Here is a 17772-nt window from a genome sequence, read left to right as displayed (position 1 = left end):
TGGATGAGTCAGGCGCGCTTGCTTTGAAGGCCTCTATTATGCCGTTTAAATCGCAAGCCCAGCAAAACGTGGCCGGCAGACATGGGCTTTGTATCAGGCTGGCCGGGTGTGCAACAGGCTCCACAGACGATCTATCGCGGCCGGGTAGGTAGCGTGAGCGCCACGGTATAAGCCCAGGTCAAGCTTCACGTGCTTCAGTCCGTTACGCACCACAATAAGGCTGCCGGACTCGAGCTCGCGTTGTACCAGGCCTTCGGGCAGCCAGGCCATGCCCAGGCCGGCCATGACCATTTCCTTGATGCCGGCCAGGAAGACGGATTCATGGACGACTTCCACATGCTGGCGCGTGAGCAATGCGCCCACGCCATGTTTGTGCATGATGCGACCCAGGAAGCTGTCAGGGGGGTAGGCCAGCAGCTTGAGTGTGGTGCCCTGCTTCGGGTAGTGCATGGGGGCATTGTCAGCGGTCCTGGCGCTGACTGGAATGAAGGTTTCGGTGCCAAGACACATGCGGCCCGCATCCGGCATCCAGTCCAGCAAGAGTTCGTCGTGCTCTTCCATGCAGAGCAGGAGATCGGCTTGCTTGCGCATGAACAGAGTGACGCACTCGTCCCTGTTTTCAGAGCGCACATTGAATTCCAGTTGGGAGGCGGGGTGCTGCGCAATGAGCTTGAGCAAAGCGGGCAGCTGGGTCATGGTCAGGGAGTGCTGAGTGACCAGCACAATACGTGCGGTGCCGTGGGTCTCGGTTTGCATGCGGGCGCGCAACTGGCTCAGATCGTGAAGCAATGCGCGAAACTCGGGGATATGCCGCTCTGCTATGGCCGACAAGCGCATGGGCTGGCTGCGTCGATCTATCAGCTCTACATCGAGCCAGGCTTCCAGCAGCTGAATGCGGCGCGAAAAGGCTGGCTGTGTCACATTGCGCAAGACAGCCGCCCGCGAAAACGTACCCGCATCCACCAATGTCAGCAAGTCTTCTATCCAGGCCAGTTTCATTCTCACTCTCCCGTTCTGCTCCGCCAAGCGTATCTTGCATTATGCAAAAATAGCATAAGACTCTAAAAATATAGTATTAGGCAAAACACGAAGCTGTCAGTACGATTCAGTAATAGCCAGGCAAACTTTATTATGGAGACATGCAATGCATCTCGGCGCCTATCCTCGTATTCGTCTCGGTCACTTTCCCACTCCGCTCGAGTTCATGCCCAACTTGACCAAGCATCTGGGTGGTCCGAATCTGTATATCAAGCGGGATGATTGCACTGGCCTTGCTACCGGCGGTAATAAAACGCGCAAGCTTGAGTTTTTGGTGGCTCAGGCGCTGGAGCAGGGCGCCGACACCCTGATTACGCAAGGTGCTGTGCAATCGAATCATGCACGCCAAACCGTAGCGGCAGCAGCGAAGGTTGGCTTGCAGTGCAAGATTTTGCTTGAGCAGCGCGTCACCGAAGCCACTGACGAATACGAGCACTCGGGCAACGTACTGCTTGATCGCCTGCTGGGCGGCGAAATTGTCGGTCGTTACCCGGCTGGCACCGACATGCAGCAGGAAATGGAAAAACTGGCCGCTGAACTGCGCAGTGCGGGGCACAAGCCTTATGTCATACCGGGTGGCGGCTCCAATCCCGTCGGGGCATTGGGCTACGTAGGCTGCGCGCAGGAATTGTTGAATCAGTCTTTTGAAACTGGTTTGCGCATAGATCACGTCGTGCACGCCACGGGTAGTACCGGTACCCAAGCGGGGCTGGTGGTGGGCTTGCGCAGCAGCAATAGTGGCATACCCGTATATGGTGTGAGTGTGCGTGCACCCAAAGACAAGCAAGAAGAAAATGTCTGGAAATTGGTGCAGGCTACGGTAGACTACATGGGCTTGCCGACATCGTCGGTCGAGCGTGCCGATGTGGTGGCCAATTCCGACTATGTCGGCGATGGCTATGGCATACCCACCGATAGCATGATCGAAGCTGTACGCCTGACGGCAGAGCTCGAAGCAATTTTGCTGGATCCGGTCTATTCAGGCAAAGGTATGGCCGGCTTGATTGCACTGATCCGCTCAGGGCACTTCAAGAAAAATGAAAACGTGGTGTTTGTACATACTGGCGGTGCGGTTGGCCTATACGGATACCGCCAGCTTTTCTAGATCTACAAGATACACGGAGACAAAACTATGAAAAAAACGACTATTACAACCTTGTTTACCGCCCTGGCCGTGGTTGCAACCGCACCGGTTTATGCCGACGGCCGGCTTGAAAAAATCAAATCCACCGGCGAAATCGCCCTGGGTCATCGCGATTCCTCCATTCCTTTTTCCTATCTTGACGATAAGCAGCAGCCCATAGGTTATTCCATGGATATCTGCAAAAACATTGTCGAGGCCGTAAAAGAGAAACTAGGCATGGACAAGATCAATGTGAAGATGGTGCCGGTTACATCATCTACCCGCATTCCTCTGCTGGCCAACGGCACCGTAGATTTGAATTGCGGCTCGTCCACCAACACCAAAGCGCGCCAGGCTCAGGTTACCTTTGCCCCCACCACGTTCGTGACCGCCACCCGGTTCGTGGCCAAGAAATCGTCAAATATCAATAACCTTGACGATCTGAAAGGCAAGACTGTGGTGTCTACGGCGGGCACCAGCAATATACGCTGGGCCACCGGTGCCAACGAGAAGCAAAAGCTGGGCATGAACATCATTCCCGCTAAAGATCACGCCGAAGCCTTGCTGACAGTCAACAATGGTCGTGCGGCTGCCTTCTTTATGGACGACATCTTGCTGGCTGGGCTGGTGGCCACCTCACGCGACCCCAGCGAATGGATGATCAGCAAGGACGCCTACACCGTAGAGCCTTATGCCATCATGGAACCCAAGGATGATCCTGAGTTCAAGAAAGTGGTTGATGACACCATTATCGGCATGATGAAAGATGGTTCACTAGCCGAGCTGTACAAGAAATGGTTTGAATCGCCCATTCCTCCAAAAAATGTGAACTTGAACTGGCCCATCAGCGAACAGCTCAAGAAAGCCATGGCCAATCCTACCGATTCGCCTGATCCAGACGTGTATAAGTAAATAAAAAACCCGCATGAATTACAACTGGAACTGGCTGGTTTTTTTTGACGAGGCTCCGGGCGGCATCACGTATTTGCAGACGCTGCTCGAGGGCCTGGCCTGGACCATAGGAACAGCCACACTGTCCTGGATACTCGCTCTGAGCATGGGTACCCTGGTTGGTGTGGCGCGCACAACCAGCATGCCCTGGGCGCGGCGCCTGGGCACGGCCTATGTAGAGCTGTTGCGCAATGTGCCGCTGCTGGTGCAGATGTTCCTGTGGTATTTCGTCATGCCCGAGTTGGTGCCGCGCAGCCTGGGTGATGCCATCAAACAGATCGCGCCGCCGTGGGGCATATTTATACCGGCGGTGTTGTGCCTGGGGTTTTATACCTCGTCGCGTGTAGCTGAGCAGGTCAGGGCCGGGATCGAGTCGCTGCCTGTCGGGCAGCGCATGGCTGCGACGGCTTTGGGGCTGGAGCCGGCGCAAGTGTACCGCTACGTACTCTTGCCCAGCTCGTTTCGCATCATCCTGCCGCCGCTTACTTCTGAACTGCTCAACCTGATCAAAAACACATCGGTAGCTTTCACCATAGGCTTGTTCGAACTGGTCGGCGCGGCCCGGTCCATGCAGGAGTTCAGCTTTCAGGTCTTCGAAACGTTTGCGTTGGCCACGCTGTTCTATCTGATCCTGAACCTGGTTGTTGTAAGCGGTATGCGACTACTTGAGCGACGCTTGGCCGTGCCGGGTTTCATTGGTCCGGTCAAGGCAGAAAAGGTGACCTCATGAGCGAATTTGATTTCGATGTCATCCAGCGCTCATGGGTGTATTTGTTCCGCGATGGCATGGTGTTTACGCTTAAATTGACCATTATGTCGGCGCTGGGCGGACTGATCCTGGGTACCTTGCTGGCCATGTGCCGCTTGTCCGGCATCAAGCCGCTGGCCTGGGCCGCAGGAACATATGTAAATTTGCTGCGCGCCCTACCGTTGATACTGGTTATTTTCTGGTTTTATTTCCTGGTGCCTTATATAGGCGCTTGGCTGACCGGGGCTTCCCGACCGGTGGCAGTGGGTGGATTCACCTCGGCATTGGTCACGTTCACCCTGTTCGAGGCTGCTTATTTTTGCGAAATCATGCGAGCAGGTATTCAGTCAGTCCCGCGCGGCCAGCATTCGGCCGGCTATGCGCTGGGCCTGACCTACTGGCAGGTGATGGGCAAGGTGGTTTTGCCACAGGCGTTCCGTAATATGACCCCTATATTGCTGACACAAACCATCGTCCTTTTTCAAGATACGTCCCTGGTGTATGTGCTGTCGCTGACCGACTTTCTGGGTGCCGCGGTGAAGGTGGCGCAGCGTGATGGCCGCCTGATTGAAATGTATATGTTTGTGGCCTTGGTCTACTTCATCATGAGCTATGCTGCTTCCTTGCTGGTGCGCCATCTGCGCCAGCGCACCAGCATAGTTCGATAACAAGCCATGAAACAGCGGGAGACTGAATGATAGATATCAAGCACATCAGCAAGTGGTACGGAAGCACCCAGGTGCTGGACGACTGCAGTACACAGGTGGCCAGCGGCGAAGTCGTCGTGGTGTGCGGCCCATCCGGGTCTGGCAAGTCCACCCTGATCAAGACGGTTAACGGACTCGAGCCTTTCCAGAAAGGCGAAATCTTCGTGGACGGCGTCTCAGTGGGCGCAGCTGGTACCAATCTGCCCAAGTTGCGTGCGCGCATAGGCATGGTTTTCCAGAGCTTCGAACTCTTTCCCCATTTGTCGGTGAATCAAAACCTCGAGCTTGCCCAGGTAAAAGTATTGGGACGCAGCACAGAAGAAGCCAGGGAGCGAGCCGGAAGTCTGCTCGATCGCGTCGGCCTGAGAGCGCACCAAGATAAATTCCCCGGCCAGTTATCGGGTGGTCAGCAGCAGCGCGTGGCGATTGCCCGCGCCCTGGCCATGGATCCCATAGCCATGCTGTTCGACGAACCCACGTCGGCACTCGACCCTGAAATGGTCAATGAGGTGCTTGACGTCATGGTAGACCTGGCCCGCGAAGGCATGACCATGATGGTGGTTACCCACGAAATGGGGTTTGCCCGCAAAGTGGCCGACCGTGTTGTATTCATGGACGCCGGAAAAATTGTCGAAGATTGCAGCAATGAAGAGTTCTTCGGCAATATGGAGGCCCGCTCAGAGCGCGCGCAGCATTTTCTGTCCAAGATCCTGCATCACTGAACCTTTTTATTTTTTCGTACCGCATCGATAAGTCCCAGCCATGCCTGATAGTGAATTTGCCGGCCGTTTCCTTGGAGTGTTGGGTGGCATGGGGCCTATGGCCAGTGCTGTCTTTATGGTTCGCCTTACTGCCCTGACTGACGCGGCCAGCGATCAGCACCATGTGCCGGCCATGCTCTGGAGCGATCCACGCATACCAGATCGCCCGGCAGGTCATGCGGGTACGGGCGCCGACCCTTTTCCCTGGATGTTGAATGGTGTCCGCCATATAGAGCGGGCGGGCGCTGGCGTCATTGCGATTCCCTGCAATACTGCTCATTTGTGGTACGACAAACTGGCCGCGAGTACGTCGTTGCCTGTGCTGCATATCGTTCGCTCGGTGGTTGCCGATTTGCGGCGCCATGGCATCATGGGCGGTCGCATAGGCTTGTTGGGTACCGTCCCTACGCTGAACTCGGGCCTTTATCAGCATGAGCTTGAAGCACAGGGCTACCAATGCGTGTTGCTGCCGCAAAGCGACTTGCTACGCTATTGCGCCGAAGCGATCAGGCTGGTCAAGGTCAATCAAGTCGACGCCGCACAGGAGCCCGCCGTGCATAGCGTGCAACTGTTGCGCCAGCAAGGCGTGGATGCCGTGGTGCTGGGTTGCACTGAGCTGCCCCTGGCCGTGCCTGCCCAGATACGGCCATCGATGGGCGTGGCGGTCATCGACTCTATCGATGCCCTGGCCTTGGCGGCCCTGGACTGGTATCGCGATGCCTGATCCAGCAACGAAATTACTTGGCCATATCAGTGCGAAACCAGCCGGTCAGACTCCAGCGTGTCTGAGTGCAAGGTAATACCTCATGAGGAAACAGGTCGCTGCGAAATAGCACCAGGCGGCCTGGCTGGGGCAGGATGCGCTGGATTTCCTGATTTTCATCTTGTGCGGCATATAGGCATAACTCGCCGCCATCGGCTCTGGTCCAGCCAGGATTCAAATACAGCACCAATGATATCTTGCGGTGGCGCTGATCTTTATGCTGGTCAAGATGTTTGGTATAGCCTTGGCCAGAAGGGTAGCGTGCGAAATGAAACTCCGCGCTATTCAATCCGGTATAGAGCAGCCGGTTCAGTTCTTGTTGCAGCGTGGTCGTCCACGACAGGAAGTGACTACTGGCTTGTACGGCTTGGGAGGGCTCTAGCCAGCAGATGGCGTCGCCCCGTACAGCGGTATTCACGGCATGCGTGTTACCGCGACCTATGCCGGCCGGCTGGAAGGTGCCGGTAGTCCAGGCTGTAACAGCCTGTGTGTATAGATTGTGTCGTAGCGATGCATTGATTGCCGTATCGCAAACGACCCATCCCTGGTCTGCCAGGACGTCAATAAGAGGCTCAGTGGACGCCATGGCGCACCACAAAAATAAAACGGTGCAATGATCCCATTCTGTTGATTTTCCGGCGGTGCGCTGTCAATAACAGCGCTAAAAAGGAGGGGGTAAAATTATAAAACACCTGCGCTCGTCCACGCCATACAATTCTTTCGCCCCGGACGCCACCGCGGATGAATTATCATTTGCCTGGGGAAGCTCTGAACAAGGCCGGCGGTAAACAAACGCCGCGGTTCATGATGACCTCTCTTGTGACAAATCAAGTATTGCTAAGGAGTATTCATGTTTCTGAAGAACGCCTGGTATGTGGCGGCTACTGATCATGAGCTGGGCCGCCATTTGCACGCCATCAAGGTGTTGGGCGAAGACATCGTGCTGTACCGGGCACAAGATGGTGGTGTGGTGGCACTCGAAGATGCTTGTCCGCACCGCAAGCTGCCGTTGTCCATGGGCAGGTTGAAGGGGGATGAGGTCGAGTGTGGCTATCATGGCCTGGTTTTTGACTGCTCTGGCGCCTGTACACACGCGCCGGGCATGGGGCGGCCGCCCAAGGCGGCCGTGGTGCGCAGCTACCCCGTGGCCGAGCGTTATGGACTCGTCTGGATCTGGATGGGTGATCCGGCCCGTGCCAACCCCGCCGACATCATCGATGTTGAGCACTGGGGCGACCCAGCCTGGGGGGTAAACCAGGGGGATGCCATGCTGGTTCATTGCAATTACCTGTACCTGACCGATAATTTGCTCGATCCTTCGCATGTATCGTGGGTGCACCAGACTTCATTTGGCAACGCATCCATTATTGGCGAATCCCTGAAAACTCAGGTCAACGATAACGGGGTATTGGTATCACGCTGGATGCGTAATGTTGAAGTGGCTCCCTTTTACGCCAAGTTCGTCAAATTCGATGGACGTTGTGATCGCAAACAGCATTATGAGGTGCGTGTGCCGGCTCATGCGGTGATCAAGGCCATCTTCACCCCAGCCGGTACGGCGTCCGACTCCGAGCCCTTCCACCCCGACGTGTTCCTGATGGACTCCTATAACTTCCTGACGCCGGTCGACGAGAACACCACCCGGTATTTCTGGTTCCAATTGCGTAATTTCAGTCCCGACGATGATACGGTGTCCAGTCAGTTTGCCGAAGATGTGCGTGGTGCTTTTGAGGAAGACCGTGTCGTGCTGGAAGCCGTTCATGCCGGAATGGCCAGGAACCCATCCAAAATGAATCTGCCGCAAGATGCCGGCCCCTTGCGTTTTCGCCAGAAAATGCAGGCGCTGATTCAGGCTGAACAAATGGCCGTGCAAACGGCGTGAGCAACAACGCTATTAAAGGACCGCAGTCATGACAACGGGTGAATGGATAGTGGTGGGGATCTTTGTGGTAGGGCTTGCCTGCTCGTTCTCATTGTTCTGGTGGCTGATACGTCAGGTTAAGCGTGACAGCCGCCGCAACAAACAAGACTGAGCCCGTTTCGGTTGGGCCGTGGCGCCCCGCCGGCCGCATATATTGGTGGCTTGACGTCAATTGCGGTAATCTATAAGGTTATTTCTTTTTGCTCTTTACCGGACATTTTCAGAATCATGGATTCGTACAGCCTTCCCTATACTTTTTCACAGCGCGCCCAGAAACTTACCAGCTCCACCATCCGCGAGATTCTGAAAGTTACCGAACGTCCCGAGATCATTTCTTTCGCGGGCGGCCTGCCTTCCCCCAAAGGGTTTCCAGTCGAAGTCATCAACAAGGCCTTCGACCGTGTTTTGCAAAACAGCGGCATGTCGGCGTTGCAATACGGGCCCACCGAAGGCTACGCGCCTTTGCGCGCCTGGGTGGCTGAAGACCTGAGCAAAGATGGCGCCAACGTGACGCCCGACGAGGTTCTGATCGTCTCGGGCTCGCAGCAGGCGCTAGACATGCTGGGCAAACTGTTTATCGATCCAGGCAGCAATGTGCTGGTCGAGGCTCCCAGCTACCTGGGTGCGCTGCAGTCTTTTTCGTTGTTCGAGCCTAATTATGTGGCAGTGCCTACCGATGAGGGCGGGCTGATTCCCGAGGCGCTGACAGCCGAACGGGCCGCGGGCGCTCGTTTTATCTATGCCTTGCCCAATTTCCAGAATCCCACTGGCCTGACGCTTAGCCTGGAACGGCGCCAGGCGCTGGTCGAGCGATGCGCGGCCCTGCAAGTCCCCATTATCGAAGACGATCCTTATGGCGAACTGCGCTATGCCGGGCAGGCTCAGCCTGGTTTGCTGGGCCTGGGCCGCAAAGCCGGCGCAACAGTCATTCGTCTGGGCACCTTCTCCAAGGTGCTGGCCCCGGGCCTGCGTCTGGGCTATATCGTTGCGCCCAAACCCATTGTTTCCAAACTCGTCCAGATCAAACAGGCCACCGATCTTCATACAGCCACGCTGACGCAGATGGCGGTTTACGAAGTCGTCAAAGATGGCTTTCTTGCCACGCATCTGCCCAAGGTGCGCGATCTATACAAAGAGCAATGTGGCTACATGCTCGACGCCATGGACCAGCATTTCCCTGATACCGTCAGCTGGACGCGGCCTGAAGGCGGCATGTTCATTTGGGTGAACTTGCCGGCCCATATCGACGGCAGCCAGTTGCTGGCGCGCGCCATTGAACGCAATGTTGCTTTTGTGCCGGGTGCGCCGTTCTATGCAGGCCCCAATCCCCAAGCCAACACCCTGCGTCTGAGCTTTGTGACAGTATCTGAAGAAAAAATCCGCGAAGGGATTGCCATACTCGGCAAACTCATCAAGGAAAGCTGAATGTCGGGTCGGTCCTTTCCCGATAAAGCGCCGGGAACGCCCGACCTGGCCGACATGCGTCCAGATGACTGGGTGGCGCACTGGCTGCCCCCTTCATGGGGGCCTTATGCGCGCCTATGTCGGCTCGACAGGCCGGTGGGTACCTGGCTGACCTTGCTGCCTTGCCTGGCTGCCCTGGTGCAGGCCGCTGACGGCTGGCCGACGTTATTCCGGCTTTTCATCTTTTCGCTCGGGGCCTTGTTGATGCGCGGCATAGGCTGCTGCTTCAATGACATCTTCGATCGCGATATAGACCAGAAAGTCGAACGTACCCGTTTCCGGCCCCTGACCAGCGGCCAACTCAGTCTGAAGAACGCCTTATGGTTTGTGTTGGCGCAATTGGCCGTGTGCGCCTTGCTATTGCTGGCCCTGAATGAATACAGCCGTTGGCTGGCGGTGGCATTGGTACCGATCGTCATTGTGTATCCTCTGTGCAAGCGCTTTACTTATTGGCCGCAAGTGGTGCTGGGTATAGGCTTCAATTGGGGTATGCTGATGGCCTGGTCCGATACGCAAAATATCGTACCGCCGGGGGCTATCGCGATGTGGCTGGGGGCGGTGCTGTGGCAGGTTGGTTATGATTCCATCTATGCCTATGTAGACGTGCGTGACGATATCAAGCTCGGCCTGCGTTCCACCGCCTTGCGTTTCGCCGACAAGGGAAAGATCTGGATCAGCGGTTTTTATATCGTTACCATTGCTCTCTGGGCGTATGGTGGTGCGGCCATGGATATGGATTGGCCGTATTATGTCGTCATTGCCGCTATCGCAGCACATTTCTTTTGGCAGATGTGTGTGTTCAGCCTGGCCAGGCCTGACCGCAACTTCATGCTGTTCCGCGCCAATATGGCGGTGGGTGTTTTGCTTGTGGTGGCGACGCTGGCGGGGACAGTGTTGCGGCAGTTTGTGCCAATTTAATCAATAAAAAGGGTCGGGCATGACCAGCTTCATGGAATATCTGGCAACCGCTTTGTTCGCGATTGCCATTGTGCACACATTTTCGGTGCCGGTGTTTGCGCGCCTGGCCAATAAAGGCGGGCCTCATGCAGGCTTGTGGCATTTGTTGTCCGAGGTCGAGGCAGTATTCGGCGTCTGGGCCTGCGTGTTGCTGGTTTGCATGGCCTTGTTTACCGGGGTTGACGATGCCGTTACTTATATCGACACCCGTAACTTCACTGAACCCGCCTTTGTGTTTGTGATTATGGTGGTGGCGGCCAGCAGGCCCATTCTTGAGCTGGTCAATATGGCAATACGACTGATTGCCCGCATGTTGCCACTGCGTAATGAGCTGGCCATGTTCTTTGTGATCATGTCTTTTGTGCCATTGGCTGGATCCTTCATTACTGAACCCGCAGCCATGACGCTGGCGGCCCTGCTGCTGCGTGATGCCTATTTCAATCGTCCGGGCCAGGACGGCTTCAAGTACATGACGCTGGGCGTGCTGTTCGTTAATATATCTATCGGTGGGGTGCTCACCGCCTATGCCGCCCCTCCGGTACTGATGGTGGCGCAAACCTTTAATTGGGACACGGCCTACATGGCCACGCACTTTGGCTGGCGTGCGGTGGCGGCCGTGTGCATCAATGCAGCTGTTCTGACCTTCCTTTGCCGCACTTATTTGCTGGACGGCAGCATAGGCCGCAGCCAGGACGACGATGCGTCGGTACGCCCGGCGGTGCCGTGGGTGGTCATTGCCATTCATACGATCTTTCTGGTCGGCGTTGTGCTGTCGGCGCATCATCCCATTATTTTCCTGGGCTTCATGATGCTGTTCATCGGATATGCGCATGCTTACAAGCGTCATCAGAATCCCTTGCTCATTCGGGAGGGGCTGATGGTGGGCTTCTTCCTGGCTGGCCTGGTGGTGCTGGGCGGGCTGCAAAAATGGTGGCTGCAAGACTTGCTGGCGGGCCTTTCGCCAACGGTGCTGTACTGGGGGGCGACTGCCCTGACGGCCGTGACCGACAATGCCGCCCTGACTTATCTGGGCTCGTTGGTCGAGGGCACCAGCGAGCAGTGGCGTTACATGCTGGTTGCCGGCGCCGTAACAGGCGGTGGCCTGACGGTCATTGCCAATGCACCTAATCCGGCTGGCTTTTCCATTCTCAAAGGTAGCTTCCCCGATGGTGCGATTTCTCCACTGAAGTTGCTGGCAGCGGCAATTATTCCCACATTAGTGTCGGCATTCATGTTCCAACTGCCCAAATCGTTCTAAAGGATCGGCGCCCGATTTGCGCCGCCCTTTGGCGGATCGTCACTACAAGGCGGTGCAGACCGCAGCGCAGGCCAAAACCGGCTAAAATTGACAGGTTTGGCTGGCGCCGTCCGTTTTTCGTTTCTTGCACATCGGGCCGCGCCTATCCCTTGGTTTTATTTGCTTAGGTGTTCTCGTGCCTATTTATGCTTACAAGTGCAGCGCCTGCGGCCACGCCCAGGATGTCCTGCAGAAGATGTCCGATCCTGTCCTGACCGTCTGCCCAGAATGCAACGCCAGTGCTTACGAAAAACAGGTTACTGCGGCTGGTTTTCAGCTTAAGGGTTCCGGATGGTATGTAACCGATTTTCGTAATGGCGGCGGTGCTTCCAAGTCTGCCGCACCTGCCGCTGGCGGTGGCGCTTCCGGCACAGCCAGCGATACAGGCAACAAGGCTTCTGCCGCTACACCTGCCGCGCCGGCTGCCGGTAGCGCACCAGCGACCTGATCGACTAAGCAGAGCGCTGCATGCGTTTTTTCAAGCGATACTTCGTTACCGGTCTGCTGGTCTGGGTTCCCCTGGTCATTACTGTCTGGGTAATTGCACTCCTGATCAGCACGCTGGAAAGCTTTGTACCGACATTTCTGTCGTCGCAATCTTTGTTTGGCCTGCAAATCCCGGGCTTTCAGGTTGTGCTGGTATTGCTTGTGGTGCTCTTGACGGGAATGTTTGCTGCCAATTTCATCGGACAGGCCCTGGTTGACCGGTGGGAACAATTGCTGGGCCGTATACCGCTGGTCCGCTCGATTTATAATTCGGTCAAGCAAGTCAGCGATACCGTCCTGGCGCCCGACGGCCAGGCCTTTCGCGAAGCCGTCCTGGTTCAGTATCCCCGGCTTGGTGCATGGACGATTGCATTCCTGACTGGTGCTCCCGGCGGAGAGGTTGCCGAAAAACTGGGTGGTGATTATGTCAGTGTCTATGTGCCTACTACGCCCAATCCAACATCAGGTTTTTTCCTGATGATGCCGCGCCACGACGTCAAGGTTCTCGACATGACGGTCGATGCGGCGCTCAAGTATATTGTGTCCATGGGCGTGGTGGCGCCCGCAACTGTCAAAGGGCTGCAGGCCGGACACGAAGCGGAGTCTGTGATTGACGCCGCGCAGCACATAGATCAGGCTGAAGAAGCCAAGGGCCGCCAGAACGGCCACAATTGAATTTTATTTACAGATTTTTCTATACGGAGTAATCCTTGATGCGTACCTGCTATACCGGCGAGGTCAGTAAAGAACATCTTGACCAGACAGTCACATTGTTTGGTTGGGTTCATCGTCGCCGCGATCATGGCGGTGTGATTTTTATCGACCTGCGTGATCGTGCGGGTTTGGCGCAGATTGTGGTCGACCCCGATAATGTCGAGGCTTTCTCCACCGCTGAACACATACGCAACGAATTTTGCGTGCGCGTGACCGGACTGGTGCGTTTGCGCCCCGAAGGCACCAGCAATCCCGATTTGAAGTCGGGTGAAATCGAGGTCTTGTGCCGCGAGATCGAAGTGCTCAACGCGTCGGTGACACCGCCGTTCCAGCTCGACGATGACAATCTGTCTGAAACCACCCGCCTGACTCATCGGGTGCTCGACCTGCGTCGGCCGCAAATGCAGCAAAACCTGATGCTGCGCTATCGCGTGTCCATTGAGGTGCGCAAATATCTGGACAACCTGGGCTTCATCGATATCGAAACACCCATGCTGACCAAAAGCACACCTGAAGGCGCGCGCGACTACCTGGTACCTTCACGCGTGAATGACGGGCAGTTTTTTGCCTTGCCGCAGTCGCCTCAGCTGTTCAAGCAAATGCTGATGGTCTCTGGCTTCGACCGCTACTATCAAATCACCAAATGCTTCCGCGACGAAGACTTGCGTGCCGACCGTCAGCCCGAGTTCACCCAGATCGACTGCGAAACCTCCTTCCTGAACGAAGAGCAGATTCGCGAAATTTTCGAGGGCATGATCCGTCATGTCTTTGCTCATGTACAAAACGTCGAACTGCCTGCGGTATTTCCCACCATGGCGTGGGAAGAAGCCATGCACCGCTACGGCTCCGACAAGCCCGATCTGCGTGTCAAGCTAGAGTTCGTCGACGTGGGCGATCTCATGCAGGACGTCGAGTTCAAGGTGTTTTCGGCACCCGCCAACGACCCGGCCAGCCGTGTCGTGGCTTTGCGTATTCCTGGCGGCGCCAGCATGCCTCGCAGTGAAATCGATGCCTACACCAAGTTTGTGTCCATCTATGGCGCCAAAGGCCTGGCCTATATCAAGGTCAATGACGCCGCGTCCATTCCCGAAGGCCTGCAGTCACCCATCGTCAAGAACATCAATGTTGATGCCCTGAGCAAAGTCATCGAACGCACTGGTGCGCAAAGCGGCGACCTGATCTTTTTTGGTGCCGACAAGGCCAAGGTGGTCAACGACGCGATTGGCGCCTTGCGCGTCAAGATCGGCCACAGTGAGTTCGGTCAGCAGAATGGTTTGTTAGAAGCCGGCTGGAAACCGCTGTGGGTGGTTGACTTCCCCATGTTCGAATACGACGAGGAAGAAGGCCGCTACTTTGCCGCGCACCATCCTTTTACCAGCCCCAAAGACGGCCACGAGAACCTGCTCGAAACAGATCCGGCCAGCGCCCTGGCCAAGGCGTACGACCTCGTGCTCAACGGTTGGGAAATAGGTGGTGGTTCGGTGCGTATTCACCGCGCCGACGTGCAGACCAAGGTGTTCCAGGCGCTGAATATCGACGCCGAAGAAGCGCGTACCAAGTTTGGTTTCCTGCTTGATGCTCTCCAGTATGGTGCACCTCCGCATGGTGGTGTGGCCTTTGGTCTCGATCGCCTGGTCACCATGATGGCCAAGGCCGAATCCATCCGCGATGTCATTGCCTTCCCCAAAACGCAGCGTGCCCAATGCTTGTTGACCCAGGCACCGTCTGCCGTCGACGAGAAACAATTGCGTGAATTGCATATTCGCTTGCGTAATACCGAAGTAAAGTAATAAGAGGTAGTCAACAGGAGGGAGCGGGTGTCAGTCATCCGGGTCGTCAGTTACAACATACACAAAGGCCGCTCGGCGACGGGCGGCCGGGAATCGTTGGCTGACTTACGACTCGGTCTGTATGGCCTGCACCCCGACCTGCTTTTTCTGCAAGAGGTCCAGGGGCGCAACCAGCAGCGTCTTAGCCTCGATACGCAGCACGAATACCTGGCGGCGGCCCTGGATATGCATGCCGCCTATGGCTGCAATGCCGTACGGCCACATACCGATCATGGCAATGCCTTGCTGTCGCGCTTTCCGATCCTGCAGCACGAAAACCAGGATATCTCCGATCATCGGCTCGAACAGCGTGGGCTATTGCATGCGCTGATCGAAATAGACGATGCGTCGGTGCATTGCCTGGTTGTGCATCTGGGCTTGTTCGCCGGGGGGCGTTCGCGCCAGGTTGCGGCTTTGGTCGAACGTATCAAGCGCCTGGTGCCGGCAGACGAACCTATGCTGATTGCGGGCGACTTCAATGATTGGAGCAATCGGTTGGCCCCGTTGTTTGTACAGCAGCTGGGCTTATACGAAGTCTTTGCCATCGCGCCTCATTACGAGTCGGGTCCGCGCCTGTTGCGCCATTCGGTGACACGGCTGCGCAACTCCTTGCGAGGCGTACAGCCGGCACCGCTTGCTGCAAATGTGCACGAACTGGGGATCAACGGCGCGGCACGCATGACGCCGCCGCCGCGTACGTTTCCGGCAGCGTTTCCATGGTTGCGGCTTGATCGCATCTACCAGCGCGGCTTTGCGGTGCGCAAAGCTCGTGTCTTGCAGGGCGTGCCCTGGAAACAGATTTCAGACCATGCCCCGCTTTACGCCGAACTGGAGCTACCCTGACCATGTTCGCTCCAGATGCCAACCCCATGGCCTATACGGTCGAGGAAATAGATCGGCAATACAACGCCCGGGCATCGGTGCCCGACTGCCTGCCTTTTCTTCAGGAATATGTCGACAGCAGCGTAGTGGCACGCCAGCAAGTGCATGGCGAGCTGTCGGTGCCTTATGGTTCTCATCAAGACGAAACGCTGGACATTTTTCCGGCAGCTCTGGCAGGGGCGCCGGTGTTCGTGTTTATTCATGGCGGCTATTGGCGGGCACTGTCGAAAGACGACTCTTCTTTCATGGCGCCCGCTTTTACCGCAGCCGGCGCCACTGTGGTGACGGTCAATTATTCGCTGGCTCCGGCCGTTACACTGCCACATATCGTTGACCAGTGCCGTCGCGCCCTGGCCTGGGTATACAAGCATATCGACCGTTATCATGGCGATGCCAGCCGCATTCACGTCAGCGGCAGTTCTGCCGGAGGGCATCTTGCAGGCATGTTGGTGGCGAGAGGATGGCAGGCAGCACTGGATGTACCTGACGATATCGTGCATAGCGCCAGCCCTATCAGCGGCCTGTTCGATCTGCGGCCATTGCTGCACACCCATATCAACGCATGGGCCCAGCTTGATGCTCAGCTGGCGCAGAGCATGAGCCCGATATTTCATTTGCCCAGGCAGGGTGGCTGTCCTTTGTTGGTGGCCTGGGGCGAACATGAAACAGACGAATTCAAGCGACAAAGCCAGATGTACGCATCGGCCTGGCGGGACCAGGAATATCCCGTTCGTGTGCTCGAAGTCCCAGGCGCCAATCATTTCAATATACTGATGGATCTGCAAGACTCGCATTCGGCGCTAAGCGGCTCGATACTTGAGCTGATGGGCTTGTAGGCTCATTCAATCCCGGTAGGGTAGGTGTATGGCAAGCAAAGACGTGCGTCTGAAATGGCACGACGGCAACCAGATTGACCTCCTGCATAACGGCAAGGAGTTTTTCCCTGCTTTGTGTGAGGCCATAGCTGCGGCACGCGTCTCCGTACACCTGGAAACTTATATTTTCAATCTCGACCGAACCGGCCGGCAGGTGCTCGATCACTTGCGGCAGGCGTGTGAGCGCGGCGTCAAAGTACGTGTGGTCATCGATGGCTTTGGCAGCCAGGACCATGCCCGCGACATTACCCGGCAACTGGCCGATATGGGCGCCCAGTTTCGGGTATACAGACCCGAACCCTCTGGTCTGCAAACCATACGCTTCAATTTGCGACGTTTGCGACGGTTGCATCGCAAGGTCACGACGGTGGATAACGCCCTGGCGTTTGTTGGTGGCATCAATATTCTGGATGATTACGTCGATGTTCCGGATGATGGCCAGGGCCCGCGTCCGCGTTTTGACTTCGCGGTCAGCCTGAAGGGCCCGATTGTTGACGATGTGTCCAGGGCTCAGCGCAGTTTGTGGTTGCGCATGGCCTGGCGCAGGCGTGACGATTGGGAGGCCTTTTATCAGCGTCTGAAGAACGTAAGGCAATGGATGCAGTCGCGGCGCAAGATCAGGCAACCGGAATTCGATACCGGTCTGCGCGCCGCCTTGCTGCTGCGCGATAACATACGATTCCGCCAGTCAATCGAAAACGTATACCTGACCGCCGTCCGGCATGCCGAAAAAGAAATCCTGATTGCCAACGCCTATTTTTTTCCTCGGCGCCGCTTGCTCAAGGTGCTGGAGCAGGCGGCACAGCGCGGTGTGCGTGTGCGGCTGTTGTTGCAGGGCAGGTCTGAATACGCGATGCAGTATAGGGCTTGCCGGTACATGTATGGCAAGCTGCTGGACGACGGCATAGAACTCTATGAATACATGGCAAGCTATCTGCATGCCAAGGTAGCTGTACTGGACGACTGCACCATGGTGGGTTCTTCGAACCTTGACCCCTTCAGCCTCTTATTGGCACGTGAGGCCAACGTATACGTACGCGATGCGGATTTCGCCCTGGAGCTCACCAATGCACTTGAAATAGAAATCCAGGCCAATGCACAACGTGTCACCGGGCAGAGCCTCGAGCAGCGCGGCCTGCTGGGCCGCTGGATTGATGCATGCTCTTATTTTCTGCTGCGTTTTGGGGTGGCGCTGACCGGGAAATCATCGGAATACTGATCCAAAACCCAAAGCTCGTCCTAACGTCGCGTATTGT

At 56.4% G+C, this 17772-nt stretch carries 19 protein-coding genes; 17 read left to right on the top strand and 2 right to left on the bottom strand.

All coding sequences use genetic code 11. The features are described 5' to 3' along the window. Positions 1-93: 93 nt before the first annotated feature. On the bottom strand, positions 94-999 hold the full coding sequence (locus ERD84_RS02920; protein WP_130038101.1) for a LysR substrate-binding domain-containing protein: 906 nt from the start codon (positions 997-999) through the stop codon (positions 94-96). A gap of 145 nt (positions 1000-1144) precedes the next feature. Between ERD84_RS02920 and cuyA the strand changes: the two genes are divergently transcribed. From cuyA to cuyB, 6 genes are read left to right on the top strand one after another with little or no spacing between them, the layout of a single operon-like run. Further along, positions 1145-2143, top strand: a complete 999-nt coding sequence (cuyA, locus tag ERD84_RS02915) for a D-cysteate sulfo-lyase (RefSeq protein ID WP_130038099.1) — start codon at positions 1145-1147, stop codon at positions 2141-2143. 27 nt (positions 2144-2170) lie between these two features. Then, the gene (locus ERD84_RS02910; RefSeq protein WP_130038096.1) at positions 2171-3073 is read left to right on the top strand and encodes an amino acid ABC transporter substrate-binding protein; all 903 of its coding nucleotides are present in this window, start codon (positions 2171-2173) and stop codon (positions 3071-3073) included. Between the two features lie 13 nt (positions 3074-3086). Further along, the gene (locus ERD84_RS02905) at positions 3087-3842 is read left to right on the top strand and encodes an amino acid ABC transporter permease (protein ID WP_130038094.1); all 756 of its coding nucleotides are present in this window, start codon (positions 3087-3089) and stop codon (positions 3840-3842) included. Next, the gene (locus ERD84_RS02900; RefSeq protein WP_130038092.1) at positions 3839-4528 is read left to right on the top strand and encodes an amino acid ABC transporter permease; all 690 of its coding nucleotides are present in this window, start codon (positions 3839-3841) and stop codon (positions 4526-4528) included. Before ERD84_RS02905 ends, ERD84_RS02900 begins: the two co-directional genes overlap by 4 nt. 26 nt (positions 4529-4554) lie before the next feature. Continuing rightward, positions 4555-5289, top strand: coding sequence for an amino acid ABC transporter ATP-binding protein (locus ERD84_RS02895; RefSeq protein ID WP_130038090.1), 735 nt, complete (start codon positions 4555-4557; stop codon positions 5287-5289). A 40-nt stretch (positions 5290-5329) separates the two neighbouring features. Further along, complete coding sequence (cuyB, locus tag ERD84_RS02890; RefSeq protein ID WP_130038088.1) at positions 5330-6052, top strand: cysteate racemase; 723 nt, start codon at positions 5330-5332, stop codon at positions 6050-6052. A 13-nt stretch (positions 6053-6065) separates the two neighbouring features. Here the strand turns inward: cuyB and ERD84_RS02885 are convergent, their stop codons facing one another. Further along, positions 6066-6677, bottom strand: a complete 612-nt coding sequence (locus ERD84_RS02885) for a 2OG-Fe(II) oxygenase (protein ID WP_130038087.1) — start codon at positions 6675-6677, stop codon at positions 6066-6068. Between the two features lie 264 nt (positions 6678-6941). Here ERD84_RS02885 and ERD84_RS02880 point away from each other — a divergent pair, with 264 nt between their 5' ends. The 11 genes from ERD84_RS02880 to clsB all read left to right on the top strand — a co-directional run bounded on the left by ERD84_RS02880 (position 6942) and on the right by clsB (position 17735). Beyond that, complete coding sequence (locus ERD84_RS02880; protein ID WP_130038085.1) at positions 6942-7973, top strand: aromatic ring-hydroxylating dioxygenase subunit alpha; 1032 nt, start codon at positions 6942-6944, stop codon at positions 7971-7973. 28 nt (positions 7974-8001) lie between these two features. Then, positions 8002-8124, top strand: coding sequence for a hypothetical protein (locus ERD84_RS16075; RefSeq protein ID WP_257215206.1), 123 nt, complete (start codon positions 8002-8004; stop codon positions 8122-8124). Between the two features lie 116 nt (positions 8125-8240). Beyond that, on the top strand, positions 8241-9437 hold the full coding sequence (locus tag ERD84_RS02875; protein WP_130038083.1) for an aminotransferase-like domain-containing protein: 1197 nt from the start codon (positions 8241-8243) through the stop codon (positions 9435-9437). Beyond that, positions 9438-10394, top strand: coding sequence for a 4-hydroxybenzoate octaprenyltransferase (gene ubiA / locus ERD84_RS02870; protein ID WP_130038081.1), 957 nt, complete (start codon positions 9438-9440; stop codon positions 10392-10394). Positions 10395-10413: 19 nt separating this feature from the next. Next, positions 10414-11691 carry a putative Na+/H+ antiporter gene (locus tag ERD84_RS02865; protein ID WP_130038079.1) on the top strand — a complete coding sequence of 426 codons (1278 nt, stop codon included), beginning with the start codon at positions 10414-10416 and terminating at the stop codon, positions 11689-11691. Between the two features lie 175 nt (positions 11692-11866). Next, complete coding sequence (locus tag ERD84_RS02860; RefSeq protein WP_130038077.1) at positions 11867-12178, top strand: FmdB family zinc ribbon protein; 312 nt, start codon at positions 11867-11869, stop codon at positions 12176-12178. 20 nt (positions 12179-12198) lie between these two features. Further along, positions 12199-12891 (top strand): DUF502 domain-containing protein, encoded by a 693-nt coding sequence (locus ERD84_RS02855; protein ID WP_130038075.1) that lies wholly within the window; start codon positions 12199-12201, stop codon positions 12889-12891. 38 nt (positions 12892-12929) lie between these two features. Next, entirely contained in the window at positions 12930-14720 is a 1791-nt protein-coding gene (gene aspS, locus ERD84_RS02850; RefSeq protein ID WP_130038863.1) for an aspartate--tRNA ligase, read from the top strand. A 27-nt stretch (positions 14721-14747) separates the two neighbouring features. Continuing rightward, positions 14748-15602, top strand: a complete 855-nt coding sequence (locus tag ERD84_RS02845; protein ID WP_130038073.1) for an endonuclease/exonuclease/phosphatase family protein — start codon at positions 14748-14750, stop codon at positions 15600-15602. Between the two features lie 2 nt (positions 15603-15604). After that, positions 15605-16477: an alpha/beta hydrolase gene (locus ERD84_RS02840; RefSeq protein WP_130038071.1), complete on the top strand. Its 873-nt coding sequence runs from the start codon at positions 15605-15607 to the stop codon at positions 16475-16477. Positions 16478-16505: 28 nt separating this feature from the next. Beyond that, complete coding sequence (clsB, locus tag ERD84_RS02835; protein WP_130038069.1) at positions 16506-17735, top strand: cardiolipin synthase ClsB; 1230 nt, start codon at positions 16506-16508, stop codon at positions 17733-17735. Positions 17736-17772 lie beyond the last annotated feature (37 nt).

Origin of the sequence: Pollutimonas harenae (assembly GCF_004153685.1) — a bacterium.
GTDB classification, from domain to species: Bacteria; Pseudomonadota; Gammaproteobacteria; order Burkholderiales; family Burkholderiaceae_B; genus Pusillimonas_C; species Pusillimonas_C harenae.
Note: the sequence above shows the minus strand (reverse complement) of the source record. Positions and strands in the feature narration are given on the sequence as shown.

Coding starts and splice junctions, on each gene's coding strand:
- ERD84_RS02880 (WP_130038085.1), top strand. CDS start 6,942: ATGTTTCTGAAGAACGCCTGGTATGTGGCGGCTACTGATCATGAGCTG.
- ERD84_RS02885 (WP_130038087.1), bottom strand. CDS start 6,677: ATGGCGTCCACTGAGCCTCTTATTGACGTCCTGGCAGACCAGGGATGG.
- ERD84_RS02895 (WP_130038090.1), top strand. CDS start 4,555: ATGATAGATATCAAGCACATCAGCAAGTGGTACGGAAGCACCCAGGTG.
- ERD84_RS02910 (WP_130038096.1), top strand. CDS start 2,171: ATGAAAAAAACGACTATTACAACCTTGTTTACCGCCCTGGCCGTGGTT.
- ubiA (WP_130038081.1), top strand. CDS start 9,438: ATGTCGGGTCGGTCCTTTCCCGATAAAGCGCCGGGAACGCCCGACCTG.
- cuyB (WP_130038088.1), top strand. CDS start 5,330: ATGCCTGATAGTGAATTTGCCGGCCGTTTCCTTGGAGTGTTGGGTGGC.
- ERD84_RS02920 (WP_130038101.1), bottom strand. CDS start 999: ATGAAACTGGCCTGGATAGAAGACTTGCTGACATTGGTGGATGCGGGT.
- ERD84_RS02840 (WP_130038071.1), top strand. CDS start 15,605: ATGTTCGCTCCAGATGCCAACCCCATGGCCTATACGGTCGAGGAAATA.
- clsB (WP_130038069.1), top strand. CDS start 16,506: ATGGCAAGCAAAGACGTGCGTCTGAAATGGCACGACGGCAACCAGATT.
- cuyA (WP_130038099.1), top strand. CDS start 1,145: ATGCATCTCGGCGCCTATCCTCGTATTCGTCTCGGTCACTTTCCCACT.
- ERD84_RS02865 (WP_130038079.1), top strand. CDS start 10,414: ATGACCAGCTTCATGGAATATCTGGCAACCGCTTTGTTCGCGATTGCC.
- ERD84_RS02875 (WP_130038083.1), top strand. CDS start 8,241: ATGGATTCGTACAGCCTTCCCTATACTTTTTCACAGCGCGCCCAGAAA.
- ERD84_RS02855 (WP_130038075.1), top strand. CDS start 12,199: ATGCGTTTTTTCAAGCGATACTTCGTTACCGGTCTGCTGGTCTGGGTT.
- ERD84_RS02900 (WP_130038092.1), top strand. CDS start 3,839: ATGAGCGAATTTGATTTCGATGTCATCCAGCGCTCATGGGTGTATTTG.
- ERD84_RS02905 (WP_130038094.1), top strand. CDS start 3,087: ATGAATTACAACTGGAACTGGCTGGTTTTTTTTGACGAGGCTCCGGGC.
- ERD84_RS16075 (WP_257215206.1), top strand. CDS start 8,002: ATGACAACGGGTGAATGGATAGTGGTGGGGATCTTTGTGGTAGGGCTT.
- aspS (WP_130038863.1), top strand. CDS start 12,930: ATGCGTACCTGCTATACCGGCGAGGTCAGTAAAGAACATCTTGACCAG.